General features: G+C 73.3%; 11 protein-coding genes. 6 read left to right on the top strand and 5 right to left on the bottom strand.

The window, feature by feature from the left end:
• Nucleotides 1-8 precede the first annotated feature (8 nt).
• Nucleotides 9-908 carry a PKD domain-containing protein gene (locus BBK14_RS23265; protein WP_071065388.1) on the bottom strand — a complete coding sequence of 300 codons (900 nt, stop codon included), beginning with the start codon at nucleotides 906-908 and terminating at the stop codon, nucleotides 9-11.
• A 2-nt stretch (nucleotides 909-910) separates the two neighbouring features.
• Entirely contained in the window at nucleotides 911-1,411 is a 501-nt protein-coding gene (locus BBK14_RS23260; RefSeq protein ID WP_241831780.1) for a hypothetical protein, read from the bottom strand.
• Between the two features lie 302 nt (nucleotides 1,412-1,713).
• Here BBK14_RS23260 and BBK14_RS23255 point away from each other — a divergent pair, with 302 nt between their 5' ends.
• Nucleotides 1,714-2,865, top strand: a complete 1,152-nt coding sequence (locus tag BBK14_RS23255) for a tyrosine recombinase (protein WP_071065387.1) — start codon at nucleotides 1,714-1,716, stop codon at nucleotides 2,863-2,865.
• 174 nt (nucleotides 2,866-3,039) lie between these two features.
• On the opposite strand, the gene BBK14_RS23250 is transcribed toward BBK14_RS23255, so the two are convergent.
• The gene (locus BBK14_RS23250) at nucleotides 3,040-3,258 is read right to left on the bottom strand and encodes a hypothetical protein (protein WP_006542192.1); all 219 of its coding nucleotides are present in this window, start codon (nucleotides 3,256-3,258) and stop codon (nucleotides 3,040-3,042) included.
• Nucleotides 3,259-3,887: 629 nt separating this feature from the next.
• Here BBK14_RS23250 and npdG point away from each other — a divergent pair.
• Together npdG and BBK14_RS23240 are read left to right on the top strand one after the other, a co-directional pair.
• Entirely contained in the window at nucleotides 3,888-4,571 is a 684-nt protein-coding gene (gene npdG, locus BBK14_RS23245; RefSeq protein ID WP_020459369.1) for an NADPH-dependent F420 reductase, read from the top strand.
• Nucleotides 4,572-4,586: 15 nt separating this feature from the next.
• Nucleotides 4,587-5,345: a helical backbone metal receptor gene (locus BBK14_RS23240; protein ID WP_071065386.1), complete on the top strand. Its 759-nt coding sequence runs from the start codon at nucleotides 4,587-4,589 to the stop codon at nucleotides 5,343-5,345.
• Nucleotides 5,346-5,481: 136 nt separating this feature from the next.
• On the opposite strand, the gene panB is transcribed toward BBK14_RS23240, so the two are convergent.
• The gene (panB, locus tag BBK14_RS23235; RefSeq protein WP_071065385.1) at nucleotides 5,482-6,423 is read right to left on the bottom strand and encodes a 3-methyl-2-oxobutanoate hydroxymethyltransferase; all 942 of its coding nucleotides are present in this window, start codon (nucleotides 6,421-6,423) and stop codon (nucleotides 5,482-5,484) included.
• A gap of 576 nt (nucleotides 6,424-6,999) precedes the next feature.
• Here panB and BBK14_RS23230 point away from each other — a divergent pair.
• The gene (locus BBK14_RS23230; RefSeq protein ID WP_071065384.1) at nucleotides 7,000-7,644 is read left to right on the top strand and encodes a TetR-like C-terminal domain-containing protein; all 645 of its coding nucleotides are present in this window, start codon (nucleotides 7,000-7,002) and stop codon (nucleotides 7,642-7,644) included.
• Nucleotides 7,645-8,025: 381 nt separating this feature from the next.
• The gene (thrS, locus tag BBK14_RS23225; protein ID WP_071065383.1) at nucleotides 8,026-10,002 is read left to right on the top strand and encodes a threonine--tRNA ligase; all 1,977 of its coding nucleotides are present in this window, start codon (nucleotides 8,026-8,028) and stop codon (nucleotides 10,000-10,002) included.
• 54 nt (nucleotides 10,003-10,056) lie between these two features.
• Here the strand turns inward: thrS and BBK14_RS23220 are convergent, their stop codons facing one another.
• Complete coding sequence (locus BBK14_RS23220) at nucleotides 10,057-11,862, bottom strand: NAD+ synthase (protein WP_071065382.1); 1,806 nt, start codon at nucleotides 11,860-11,862, stop codon at nucleotides 10,057-10,059.
• Nucleotides 11,863-12,114: 252 nt separating this feature from the next.
• On the opposite strand from BBK14_RS23220, the gene BBK14_RS23215 reads away from it, so the two are divergent.
• Nucleotides 12,115-13,473 (top strand): glutamine synthetase family protein, encoded by a 1,359-nt coding sequence (locus BBK14_RS23215; RefSeq protein WP_071065381.1) that lies wholly within the window; start codon nucleotides 12,115-12,117, stop codon nucleotides 13,471-13,473.
• The last annotated feature ends 23 nt before the right edge of the window (nucleotides 13,474-13,496 follow it).

The following is a 13,496-nucleotide window of genomic DNA, read 5'->3' as shown; positions in this document are numbered from 1 at the left end:
GACGGGGCTCAGTCGTTGTCGACGAGCACGCCGCCGGCCTCCTCGATGGTGATTGGCTCGGCCGCGGCGAGGACGACGTCCGCCAGCGGGAACGCCTGCGCCACCCCGGGCACGGTGAAGAAGCCGTCCCAGGTCACGGTGAGGGTCACCTGGTAGGTGCCCGGGCGGTGGTAGGCGTGGGCGACGTAGGCGTCCGGGTGGTCGCGGGGGGAGATCGCCGGGTCGTAGGGGCGGCCGGGCGCGTCCGGGCCGGTCTCGCCGTCGCCGAAGTCCCAGACGTAGTGCGGGTTCGCGCTGATCGTGGCCAGGACGGGTTCGGCGACGTCGAAGGTGAACGCGTCGGGCACCGCCGTGTGCATGATCGTCGGTAGGTTCGCGAAGCTGTTCCCGACCGGCTGGATCACTACGTCCGGGGTGGGCAGCAGCTCCTCGCGCAGGTAGTCGGCGAGCTGCGCGGCGATGTCGGCGACGGCGATGCCGTCGGGGTCGTAGAGCACCGGGCCGCAGTTCGCGACGAGCGCGTCGTACTCGGCGCGTTCCGCCGCGGTCATCTCCGGGGCGGGGCCGACGCCGGTCAGCAGCGCGCACAGCGCGTCCGGGTCGGGCGGACAGTCGTCGCCACAGCCGCCACCACCACCCCCGCCGGTGGCGCCGCCGAGCGGTACCCGCTCGAGGTACCCGCCGCGGTAGCGGTACTGGTAGCCGTTGTCCGTGGCCCGGGTGTCGCAGCTGCCCCACCGCGCTCCGGTGCACGGGACCTGCGCCGCCGTCTCCGGACCGGGCACGGGGGCGGCCCAGGCGGGAGATCCCGGCGCGGACAGCGGGCCGGGACCGGCTCCGCCGAGGGCGAGCAGCGCGGCCGCGACCAGTGCGGCGAGGGCGGCCAGGTGGCCGCGGCGGTGACTCACGGCTACCCCGCGGCGTAGGTGATGGTCTGGACGCGCCAGCCGGGGCCGGTCAGCGCGAGGCGGGCCGTCGCGGTGCGGGTGGGCACGGCCGGTTCCGTGCCGGCGTCGCGGCCCGCCGGGTCGAGCAGGTGGACCTGTCGGGTCGTGGCGGTGAAGCGAACGTCGACGACGGTGCCGGTGCGTTCGCCGGCGGCCAGCCCGGTGATCTCGTAGGGCTCCTGGGTCGCGCGCAGCCCGAGCTGGTCGAGGCGGCGGGTCATGCCGACGTCCAGGGCGCAGGTCTGGCAGCCCGGCAGCGCGGTCGCCGAGACGTCGGCGACCCGCCCGCCGCGGGCGGCGGCGTTGATCTCGCGGTAGTAGGCCTCGACGACCCGGCCGGCCGCGGCGGGGGAGTCGTCGGACGGGTCGGCCGCACCGCCGGCCGGCCCGCCGGTGGTGGTGGTCGGTGCCGAGGTGCCGGTGGCCGCCGCGGTGCCCGCACCGCCGGCGGGGCCGGGGCTCACCGGGCCGCCGACCGTGGCGGAGCCGGGACGTGCGGGCGGCGGTGCCCCACCCGAGGGGCCCGCGCCTCCGCAGCCGGCGAGGACCGACCCCGCCAGGAGCGAGGCCGCGCAGACCGAGGCCGCGCGGGCCGATCCGGCGCGAACCGGGCCGGCTATCGAGGTGGTGGCGATGGTGTACCCCCGACGTGCGGCGAAACGTGACAATACAATGCCCGTCCGCACAAGCTGTCACGATAGACGCTCGACGGCGCCGTGGGACGGGCAACGGCGAACCGTCGCAGCCACGTCCTAATATCAGTTCGATGATGACCACGGTGGAAGGCGGCGACGCCCGCCGGGGTGGGCCGCCGGGCGATCCGGCCGGCCCGGTCCAGGTCATCGAGCGTTACCTGGACCACGTCGACGGCGAGCGCGGGCTGGCCCGGAACTCGGTGCTGGCCTACCGCCGTGACCTGCGCCGCTACCGCGAGCACCTGGCGGCCGGCGGGATCACCTCGCTGGCGGCGGTGGGGGAGGCGCAGATCGCGGAGTTCGCCGCCGCCCTGCGGGAGGGCGACGAGACCCATCCGCCGCTCGCCCCGGCGTCGGTGGCCCGGATGCTGGTCGCGGTCCGGTCGCTGCACCGGTTCGCCGCGCAGGAGGGCGACGTCAGCGAGGACGTGGCCCGTCCGGTCCGGCCGCCGGTGCCGCCCAGGCGGCTGCCGCGGGCGCTCACCGTCGACCAGGTGAGCGCGGTCATCGCCGCCGCGGTGGCCGGCGGCCCGGAGTACGCGGAGGTCTCCGGCGGCGACCCGGCGGAGCTGGCCCGGCGGCTGCGCTCCGCGGCCCTGCTCGAACTGCTCTACGGGACGGGCGCGCGGATCTCCGAGGCCGTCGGGCTGGATCTGGACGATCTCGACCTGGACCGGTCCGCGGTGCGGCTGCGGGGCAAGGGCGGGCGGGACAGGGTCGTCCCGCTCGGCCGGTACGCGGTGACCGCGCTGGAACGCTACCTGCGGCGCGGACGGCCGCATCTGGTCACCGAGTGTTCGGGGGCGGCGGTCTTCGTCTCGCGCCGGGGGAACCGGCTGTCCCGGCAGAGCGCGTGGTCGGCGCTGCGCGCGGCGGCGAACGCGGCCGGCGTTCCCGGGGCGTCGCCGCACGTGCTGCGGCACTCGTTCGCGACCCACCTGCTCGACGGCGGCGCGGATGTCCGGGTGGTGCAGGAGCTGCTGGGGCATGCCTCGGTCAGCACGACCCAGATCTACACGCTGGTCACGATGGACCATCTGCGTGAGGTGTACGCGTCGTCCCACCCGCGGGCCCTGCGACGCCCGCCCGGGTTCGGGTATCCGTCCGCGCCGGGCACGGGCGGCGCGGTGCCGGGCCCCGACCTGGCCGCGGCGGACGCCGGCCTGGTGGCACCCGGTGCGGACCAGGTCTTTCCTCCGCGCCCTGCCGCCGGCACCCCGTGACGGGCACCCCGTTGTCGGATGCCCTCTGAGTTGTCGGGTGCCCTTTGAACGGTCGGCCGCCCATGGGTGACCGACGCGCGCGACGATGACCCCGGGCGACCCGTGAGGTCGACCGGCCTGCTGCCAGAGCGTCCCTGTTCAGGACGGCCTTCGTTCGGGACGGTGCGAGCCGTTTCAGGACGGCGTGTACGGCCCCAGGCTCGGCATTCCGTTGGAGGGCGCGGGCGAGGGGACGCCGCCGACCCCGCCCACCGACTGGTTGCTGCGCTCGGCGAGGGTCTCGCCCACCTTGCGCGCGATCGCTTCCATCAGGCGCAGTGCCTGCGGCAGCGACAGGTTCAGCACCACTTCGCTGTCGTTCGTCATCGCGAAGCGAACCGACACGTCCGCCATTGCTCGACCTCTCTCGCCTGACTCGTAAGATCTGCCTGCCGAAGATCTGCTTGTTACGTGTGATTGGGAACGGTACGGCCCATCTGGGACGAACGCACGTCCGGGGCTCCCCGAAGCGTACGGATCCTCACGTTGCGTCAGGTCGTCGGTGCTCCGCGTCGTGGTCAGAGTTCGATGAAGATCCGCCACTCGTGCTGCTCCTTCGCCGATCGCGATGCTCCGCCGGAGGCGTCGGTGCCGCCTGCCCGAGCCGGGGATCAGTCCAGCTCACATCAATGATCACGATCGTAGCTACCCCGTTGTTTCTTCATAGTCCCCTATCGGGTGGGTGGCCCCGCGAGGGGGTGGGGGTAAATGTCCTTCCGCTGGCCGTTGTGTGCCCCTGTGTGCTGCGTGGGGCCTTCGTGGTATCTGACGGTCGAGGTCACCGGCAACCCTCGGGTGGGGAACCCCTCATGCCGATACCGTGTGCTCCCCGGCCCGCCCACCGCCTCTCCCTGGTAACCCGCCTCTCCCTGGCAGCCCACCGCGGGCCGGCGCTCGTCGGGTCGCGAACCCCGAACTGGGAGCGGAGTCACAGGGTGTGACGGTGGTCGGCATGTGGAGCGGGTTTCGGGCAGGATGGCCTGGTGAGCTCAGCATCGACGCCTCTTCCGGACGTCTCCTCGCTCGTGATCGGCATCCTCGGCGGTTCGGGGCCGCAGGGCGGCGGGCTCGCCGTCCGCTTCGCGATGGCGGGTCACCAGGTCCTCGTCGGGTCGCGCTCGGCCGAGCGCGGCCGGGAGGCGGCCGCGAAGCTGGCCGCGTCCGGGCGGAACATCTCCGGCGGCGACAACGCCGACGTCGCCGAGCGGGCCGACGTCGTGATCGTCGCCGTCCCGTGGGAGGGGCACGGCGAGCTGCTGGCCGACTTGCGCAAGCAGCTGGCCGGCAAGATCGTGATCGACTGCGTGAACCCGATGGGCTTCGACAAGGGTGGCGCGTTCGCGCTGCCCGTCGCCGAGGGCAGCGCCGCGCAGCAGGCCGCCGCCGTGCTGGCGGACAGCACCGTCGTCGGCGCCTTCCACCACGTGTCGGCCGTCCTGCTCATGGACGAGTCCGTCGAGTCGATCGACACCGACATCCTGGTCATCGGCGACGACCGCTCCGCGACCGACACGGTGATCGCGCTGGCGAACCGGATCACCGGGATGCGCGGCATCTACGCCGGCAAGCTGCGCAACGCCGGCCAGGTCGAGGCGCTCACCGCCAACCTCATCTCGGTCAACCGCCGCTACAAGGCGCACGCCGGCCTGCGCGTCACCGACGTCTGAGCGGGCGTCCACCCCGTGCCGGTCGACGATCTGGGTGAGCGGGTGGACGTCCCCGCTGTGGTCCGGCGCGTGGTCTCCCTGGTGCCGAGCCTGACCGAGTCCGTCGCGGCGACGGCGCCCGGCCTGCTGGTGGGGGCCACCGACTGGTGCTCCCGGCCGGCGGACCTGGCCGTGACGCGGGTGCGCGGCACGAAGAACCCGGACATCGCGGCGATCGTGGCGCTGGCGCCGGACGTCGTCTGCGCCAACGCCGAGGAGAACCGGCAGCCGGACCTGGACGCGCTGCGGGCGGCCGGGCTCGCCGTCTGGGTGACGGCGCCGACCACCGTGCCCGCGGCCCTGCGCAGCCTCGACCGCCTGCTGCGCCTGGCCTGCCGGCTGCCCCGTCCCAGCTGGCTGGAGACGGCGGAGCGGGTCTGGGCGGCGCCGAGCGACGGCCCGCGCCGGCGCGCCGTCGTCCCGATCTGGCGCCGGCCGTGGATGGCGCTCGGCCGCGACACGTTCGCCGGTGACCTGCTGGCCCGGCTCGGGGTCGACAACGCCCTCGCCGGGGCGGACGAGCGCTACCCGCGGGTGGATCTCGACACGCTGCCCGCACATGATCTCGTGGTGCTGCCCGACGAGCCGTACGCGTTCAGCCCGTCGGACGGGCCGGAGGCGTTCGTCGCGCCCGCGGTGTGCGTCTCCGGTCGGCTCCTCACCTGGTACGGGCCGTCGCTGGTCGAGGCCCGCGCGGAGCTGTCCACCGCGCTCGCCGCGGCCCCCCGGCCCTAACGGCGAACACCGGGACGGCGGGACGGCGGCGGCCGACGAACGTCGCGGGACAGCGGGACAGCGGGATGGACGGCGGGCGGCGGGACGAACGGCGGGGCGGTGGGCCCCGGGTGCGGGCCCGCCGCCCCGCCGGAGGTCAGTAGCTGTGCTCGACAGTCGGGTAGAGGCCGCTCGACACCTCGTCACGGAACGCGGCCGCGGCGTCGGTGAGCGCCGTGCGCAGGTCGGCGAACCGCTTGACGAAGCGGGGCGCCTGGCCGCCGGTCAGGCCGGCCATGTCCTGCCAGACGAGGACCTGCGCGTCGCAGTCGGCGCCGGCGCCGATCCCCACCGTGGAGATCAGCAGCTCCTTGGTCACCCGGGCGGCCAGGTCGGCGGGGACGACCTCCAGCACGACGGCGAACGCGCCCGCCTCCTGCAGGCCCAGCGCGTCGGCGAGCAGGGCCTCACCGGCGCCGTCGCGGCCCTGTACCCGGTAGCCGCCGAAGGCGTGGACGCTCTGCGGGGTCAGGCCGAGGTGGCCCATCACCGGGATGCCGGCGGCCACCAGCGCCCCGACCTGGGGCAGCACCCGCGCGCCGCCCTCGAGCTTGACCGCGTGCGCCCCGCCCTCCTTGAGGAAGCGGGTCGCGGTCGTCAGCGCCTGCTCGGGACTCGCCTGGTAGGAGCCGAACGGCAGGTCGGCGACGACCATCGCGTGTGGCGCGCCGCGCACCACCGCGCGGACCAGCGGGACCAGCTCGTCCACGGTGATCGGGACGGTGGTCTCGTAGCCGTAGACGGTGTTTGCCGCGGAGTCCCCGACGAGGAGGACCGGGATGCCGGCCTCGTCGAAGATCCCGGCGGTGATCACGTCGTAGGCGGTGAGCATGGCCCACCGCTGGCCGCGGTCCTTGGCCGCGCGGATGTCGCGGACTGTGGTCCGGCTGTGGCTGGCGGGCCGGATGGTGGTCGGTGCGGCGGGCGCCTGGCCACCGGTTCGGGGCGTGGTCGGCGCGCCGTAGAGCGTCGCCGCCGGCTCCGTTCCGGGCGTGGCGGGGCCGCTGGATGAGCGGGGCTTGCCGATCGATGAAGTCATGCGATCTCCCGGTGATCCGTCCGGGCGCGGGATCGCGTCCCGGCGTGCCCCCATGCTGCCACCGATCCGCCTTCGCGCGGAGCCCTGCCGTGGGGCACCGGCCCGAGGGTGACATCGCGGCCCACGGGGTGGGGCCGGGCTGTCACCCTCGCGGGCCCTCCCTGGGCCCGGCGGTGGCGCATGTCGAGTGTGTCCGGATGGTTCCCATTGTTTGTGTGGAGTGTCGGAGCTGGTGTGTTGACCTGCGGTGGCGCATCATGCACAGGCGCGCTGCAATCGCAAACGGATGCGTGTGGCACCGCGCGGACGTACTGTCCGATCTTGTGAGCCGCGGGCGGGGAAACGTGCCGGCACAGTGTGCTTGGAGTCACCGGGTGCCCGGGTCGCCATGCCCGGGGCCACGGGTGCCCCGGGCCGCTGGGTGCCCAGGGGCACCGGGCGGGCAGACCCGACTGGGACGGTCCACGGTCCACGGTCCGTGGGTGGCGTGACGAAGGCGCGGGTGGCGTAGGGCATGCGGATGGACCAGTACGGCGACCGGCCTGGGCCGCCACCACCGTCGGGCCGGGCGGTCTGATGGCCGTCACACACGTGCGCGGGGCGGCGCCCGGGGGCCGGCCGGCGCCCGCGCCCTCAGGGGTGGTGCGCCCGCCGGGGCGTCCGCGGGACACCCGCTGCGACACCGCGATCATCCAGGCGACGCTGACCGAGCTGGCCACCAGCGGGTTCGGTGGGCTGTCGATGGAGGCGGTCGCGGCCGCGGCCGGGGTGGGCAAGGGCACCGTCTACCGGCGCTGGCCGACGAAGGGTGCCCTGGTCGCCGACGCGCTGGCGACGCTGGCGGAGCCCTACGAGCCGCACGACACCGGCTCGCTGCGCGACGACCTCGTCGCCGCGCTCAACTCGGTGCGCCGGCACAGCATCCAGACGCTGTCGGGGCGGATCATGCCGCGCCTGCTGGCGGAGAAGGAGACCCACCCGGAGTTGTTCGAGACCTACCGCCAGCAGGTGATCGTCCCGTCGCGGGAGCGGGTGGCAAGCGTCCTGCGGCGCGGGGTGGCCGAGGGTGAGCTCCTGGCCGACCTGGACATCGACCTGGTGACGGACATGCTCGTCGGCCCGGTCTCCTACCGCCAGTACACCAGCGGGAGCCACGAGGTCAGCGGCACCCGGATCGGCCAGATCGTGGACACCGTCCTGGGTGGCATCCGTCTCTGCTGACCGGTCCCCGCCCACCGGCGGCAGCCGTCCGCCCACAGGGTGGTCGCCGGCCCGGTGGACGCCGGTCCGCGTGCCCGGCGAGGGCCGATGTGTCACCGTGCGTGTAATTCCGTTGGGGTGCCCGGAGCGCGCGAGTAGCATCGGCGGTCGGGACGACCTGGCGACCGCACGACCTGGCGACCGCACGACCTGGCGACCGCACGACCTGGCCCGCATCGCGGCCACGCGCCCGGTACCGGCGGTTCGAGGCCGGCACGCGGCCCAGCCGGCCCGACAACCAGAGAACCCGAGATTCGCAGATCCCCGAGAACCAGCCGATCCGTGATCAGGGGCGGTCACAGGCACGCCCCGGTCGTTCGTCCAACGCAGCAGGAGAAACCGGTGTCCGACGTCCGCGTAACCGTCCAGCGAGGTCAGCAGGCCGAGGAGCGGGTGGTGCGGACGGGGACTACGGCCGCCGAGCTCTTCGACGGGGAGCGGTCGGTGATCGCGGCCCGCGTGGGTGGTCTCCAGCGTGACCTCTCCCATCCGCTCGCCGCCGGTGACGTCGTCGAGCCGATCACCGTCGACTCGCCGGACGGGCGGGCCATCGTCCGCCACTCCTGCGCCCACGTGGTGGCACAGGCGGTGCAGGACCTGTTCCCCAAGGCCCGGCTCGGCATCGGCCCGCCGATCCAGGACGGCTTCTACTACGACTTCGACGTCGAGCGCCCGTTCACCCCGGAGGACCTCAAGGCCGTCGAGAAGCGTGCCCAGGAGATCATCAAGGCCGGTCAGCGCTTCGCCCGGCGGGTCGTCTCCGAGGACGAGGCGCGCGCCGAGCTCGCCGACGAGCCGTACAAGATCGAGCTGATCGGGCTGAAGTCCAGCGCGGGCGACGACGCCGAGGCCGGGGTCGAGGTGGGCGAGGGCGAGCTCACCATCTACGACAACCTCGACCCGAAGTCCGGCGAGCTGTGCTGGAAGGACCTGTGTCGCGGGCCGCACGTGCCCACCACCCGGCACATCCCCGCGTTCGCGGTCCAGCGCTCGGCGGCGGCGTACTGGCGGGGCAGCGAGCGCAACCCGCAGCTGCAGCGCATCTACGGCACCGCCTGGGAGTCCCGCGACGCGCTCAAGGCCTACCAGCACCGGCTGGCCGAGGCGGAGAAGCGCGACCACCGCCGGCTGGGCGCCGAGCTCGACCTGTTCTCGTTCCCGACCGAGATCGGGCCCGGCCTGGCCGTGTTCCACCCCAAGGGCGGCGCGATCCGCACCGTGATGGAGGACTACTCGCGGCGCCGGCACATCGAGGCCGGGTACGAGTTCGTCAACACCCCGCACATCACCAAGTCGGATCTCTACGAGATCTCCGGGCACCTCGACTGGTTCGCCGACGGCATGTACCCGCCCATGCAGCTCGACGGCGGGGCGGACTACTACCTCAAGCCGATGAACTGCCCGATGCACATCCTGATCTTCCGGTCGCGCGGCCGGTCGTACCGGGAGCTGCCGCTGCGGCTGTTCGAGTTCGGCACCGTCTACCGGTACGAGAAGTCCGGGGTCGTGCACGGCCTGACCCGGGTCCGCGGCCTCACCCAGGACGACGCGCACCTGTTCTGCGCCCGCGAGCAGCTGCCCACCGAGCTCGACACCGTCCTGAAGTTCGTGCTCGGCCTGCTGCGCGACTACGGCCTGGAGGACTTCTACCTCGAGCTGTCGACCCGTCCGCCGGGCAAGGCGATCGGCAGCGACGAGGAGTGGGAGGAGGCGACCGAGCTGCTGCGCGAGGCCGCCTCCAAGCAGGACCTTGAGCTCGTCATGGACGAGGGCGGCGGCGCGTTCTACGGGCCGAAGATCTCCGTGCAGGCCCGGGACGCGATCGGGCGCACCTGGCAGCTGTCCACCATCCAGGTCGACTTCCAGCTCCCGCAGCGCTTCGACATGACCTACCAGGCGGCGGACGGCACCCGCCAGCGCCCGTTCATGATCCACCGGGCGCTGTTCGGGACGATCGAGCGGTTCTTCGCGATCCTGCTGGAGCACTACGCCGGCGCGCTGCCGCCGTGGCTGGCTCCCGTGCAGGTGGTGGGCATCCCGATCACCGACGAGCACGTGCCGTATCTGACCGACGTGGCGGCGAAGCTGCGGCAGCGGGGCATCCGCGTCGAGGTCGACTCCTCCGACGACCGGATGCAGAAGAAGATCCGCACCGCCCAGAAGCAGAAGGTGCCCTTCATGCTGCTCGCCGGCGACGAGGACGTCGCCAAGGGCGCGGTGTCCTTCCGCTTCCGGGACGGCACGCAGCGCAACGGCGTGCCGGTGGACGAGGCCGTCGCGGAGATCCTCGACGCCGTCGAGCGTCGTATCCAGGTCTGAGCACGGCCCACCCCGCCCGCGGTCAGGCCGTCCGCGGGCGGGGCCGCCCGGCGGTCAGCCCGCAGAGTGGTCGCGCTCGCGCCAGCGAGAGGTGATCGGCAGCCGGCGGTCGCGGCCGAACGCCTTGGACGTCACCTTCGGCCCGGGCGGGTTCTGCCGGCGCTTGTACTCGGCGAGGTCGACCAGGCGGATCACCCGGTCGACCGTCTCCGGGGCGTGGCCCGCCGCCGTCAGCTCGGCCCGGCCGAGGTCGTGGCTGACGTAGTCGTCGAGCACGGCGTCGAGGACCGAATAGTCCGGGAGGCGGTCGGAGTCGAGCTGGCCGGGGGCGAGCTCCGCCGACGGCGGCTTGACGATGATCTCCTCCGGGATGGGCGGGACCTCGCCGCGGGCGACCGCCCGTGCGTTGCGCCAGCGGGCCAGCGCCCACACGTTGGTCTTCGAGACGTCCTTGATCGGGGCGAACCCGCCGGCGCTGTCGCCGTAGAGGGTGGAGAAGCCGGTGGCCAGCTCGCTCTTGTTCCCCGTCGTCAGAACCAGGTGGCCGTGCTCGTTCGACAGAGCCATCAGCAGCGTCCCACGGACCCGCGCCTGCAGGTTCTCCGCGGCCAGCCCGTGCAGGCCGCCCGCGGCCGCGAGCGCAGCGTGGAAGGCGGCCACGGTCGGCTCGATGGGGACGACGCTGTGCCGGGTCCGCTGCCGGCGGGCGAGCTCGGCGGCGTCGTCCAGCGAGCCCTGGGACGAGTGCGCCGACGGCATGGCCACGGTGTGCACGGCGTCCGGGCCCAGGGCGTCCACCGCGATCGTGGCCACCAGGGCCGAGTCGATGCCGCCGGAGAGCCCGAGCGCCACCGAGCGGAAGCCGTTCTTGCGGACGTAGTCGCGGGTCCCGGTGACGACGGCGGCGTACAGCTCGCCGGCGGGGTCGGGCCGGTCGGCGACCGTCGCCGGGCGCGGCTCCCAGGCCGGCAGCGGATCGGCGGCGAGCACGACGCGGCTGACGGCCATCGTGGTGCCGTCGCCGGCGTCCACCGGCCCGTCCGGGCCCGTCTCCGGGCCCACGCCGGTGCCGGCGCCTTCGGGCAGATCGAGATCGACGGTGAGCAGGGTCTCGGCGAAGACCGGCGCCCGGGCGAGGACCTCGCCGCCGGCGTCGACGACCAGCGAGTCGCCGTCGAAGACCAGCTCGTCCTGGCCGCCGACCAGGTTGACGTACGCCAGCGTCGCGCCGGCCTCGCGGGCGCGGCGCGCGCACAGCTCGTCCCGGTGGTAGGACTTGCCCTGCTCGTACGGTGACCCGTTGATACACAGCAGCAGCCCGACCCCGACCTCGCGGGCCACCGCGACCGGGCCGCCCTCCTGCCAGAGGTCCTCGCAGACGGTCAGGCCGACGTCGACGCCGTGCAGCCGGAACACCGGGAACGTGGTGCCCGGCACGAAGTAGCGGAACTCGTCGAACACCCCGTAGTTGGGCAGGTGGTGCTTGGCCGAGCGGGCCGCGACCCTGCCCTGCCACAGCACGGCGACGCAGTTCTGCGGCTCCCCGGCCGGACGTCCGACCGCCGGCGCCGGGGTCGGGGAGGCGTCGAGGTAGCCGACGACGACGGCGATCTCGCCGGCGCCCTCCTCGGCGAGCCGGACCGCCAGGCGCTCGAGGGCGGCGGCGGAGGCGGCCACGAAGGAGCGGCGCAGGACGAGATCCTCGGCCGGGTAGCCGGTCAGCGTCATCTCGCCGAACACGACCAGGTGCGCGCTGCGGGCGAGTGCCTGCTTGGTCCAGGAGCTGACCAGCTCCGCGTTGCCGTCCAGGTCTCCGACGGTGGTGTCCACCTGGGCGAGGGCGATCCGCAACTGGGCCATACAGGCAGCGTAGGCCGCGATGCCCCGGCCCGGCGGTGTCGCGGCGGGGGTGGGTACGAGCGGTTGCGGCGACGCAACTTCGCTGTAACGTCAGGCGCGTCGGGTCGGATCAGTCGCTACTCTCGGGTCAAAGTACCCGGGGGCGCCGCGCCCCGGCTCGGACCATCGGGCGGCGGCGCATCCGGGGGAAGATCACCGGAAGTTGACTCGGGGAGCCGTGCCGACGAGTCCACACCTCAGCGCGGAGGGCTCATGGACAAACAACAGGAATTCGTTCTTCGCACCCTCGAGGAACGCGACATCCGGTTCGTCCGGCTCTGGTTCACCGACGTGCTGGGGGTGCTGAAGTCGGTCGAGATCGCGCCGGCCGAGCTGGAGGGCGCGCTCGCCGAGGGCATCGGCTTCGACGGCTCCGCGATCGAGGGCTTCGCGCGGGTGCACGAGGCGGACATGCTCGCCCGGCCCGACCCGTCGACCTTCCAGGTGCTGCCGTGGCGCGGCGAGCACCCGATGACCGCCCGCATGTTCTGCGACCTGGTCATGCCGGACGGGACGCCCGCGGTCGCGGACTCCCGCTGGGTGCTGCGCCGCACCCTGGCGAGGGCGGCCGACGCCGGGTTCACCTTCTACACCCACCCCGAGATCGAGTTCTTCCTGCTCAAGCACCCGCCGACGCGCGGTGGCCCGATGCCGCCGCCGGTGGACGAGTCGGGCTACTTCGACCTGACCCCGAACGACATCAGCCACGACTTCCGCCAGCAGGCCATCGGTGTGCTGGAGCGGCTCGGGATCTCGGTGGAGTTCAGCCACCACGAGGTCGCGCCGGGCCAGCAGGAGATCGACCTGCGCTACGCCGACGCCCTCACCATCGCCGACAACATCATGACCTTCCGGCAGGTGATGAAGGAGGTGGCGCTGCGCCAGGGCATCTACGCGACGTTCATGCCCAAGCCGTTCAGCGACCAGGCCGGGTCCGGCATGCACACCCACATGAGCCTGTTCGAGGGCGACCGCAACGCCTTCCACGACCCGACCGACGAGTACCAGCTCTCCAAGGTGGCCAAGGCGTTCATCGCCGGGCTGCTGGTGCACGCGGCCGAGATCACCGCGGTCACCAACCAGTGGGTGAACTCCTACAAGCGGCTGGTCGGCGACCAGCGTGCCGGTGAGCTGATGGAGGCGCCCGCCTACGTCTGCTGGGGCCACAACAACCGCTCGGCGCTCATCCGGGTGCCGCTGTACAAGCTCAACAAGTCCAACGCGGCCCGGGTCGAGTTCCGGTCGCCGGACAGCGCCTGCAACCCGTACCTGACCTTCGCGCTGATGCTCGCCGCCGGCCTGCGCGGGGTACAGGGCGGGTACGACCTCCCGGCACCGGCGGCCGACGACGTGTGGACGCTGACGGACGCGCAGCGCCGGGAGCGCGGCATCACCGCGCTGCCCGGGTCCCTCGCCGAGGCGATCGCGACCATGGAGACGTCCTCGCTCGTCCGGGAGACCCTCGGTGACGAGCTGTTCGACTTCTTCCTGCGCAACAAGCGCTCGGAGTGGATCGAGTACCGCAGGCAGGTCACGCCGTTCGAGATCGACCGGTACCTCCCGACCCTGTGAGGAGCGGCGGCCGCGGGCCGCCG

This window comes from Parafrankia soli (genome assembly GCF_001854695.1).
Classification (GTDB): domain Bacteria; phylum Actinomycetota; class Actinomycetes; order Frankiales; family Frankiaceae; genus Parafrankia; species Parafrankia soli.
The sequence above is the reverse complement of the archived record's forward strand: the minus strand, read 5'-3'. Positions and strand labels throughout refer to the sequence as shown.

Bases quoted from the DNA above. Each gene is read 5' to 3' on its own strand.
- BBK14_RS23230 (WP_071065384.1), top strand. From the start codon at position 7,000: ATGGCCGTCACACACGTGCGCGGGGCGGCGCCCGGGGGCCGGCCGGCG.
- BBK14_RS23250 (WP_006542192.1), bottom strand. From the start codon at position 3,258: ATGGCGGACGTGTCGGTTCGCTTCGCGATGACGAACGACAGCGAAGTG.
- BBK14_RS23255 (WP_071065387.1), top strand. From the start codon at position 1,714: ATGATGACCACGGTGGAAGGCGGCGACGCCCGCCGGGGTGGGCCGCCG.
- BBK14_RS23215 (WP_071065381.1), top strand. From the start codon at position 12,115: ATGGACAAACAACAGGAATTCGTTCTTCGCACCCTCGAGGAACGCGAC.
- panB (WP_071065385.1), bottom strand. From the start codon at position 6,423: ATGACTTCATCGATCGGCAAGCCCCGCTCATCCAGCGGCCCCGCCACG.
- BBK14_RS23220 (WP_071065382.1), bottom strand. From the start codon at position 11,862: ATGGCCCAGTTGCGGATCGCCCTCGCCCAGGTGGACACCACCGTCGGA.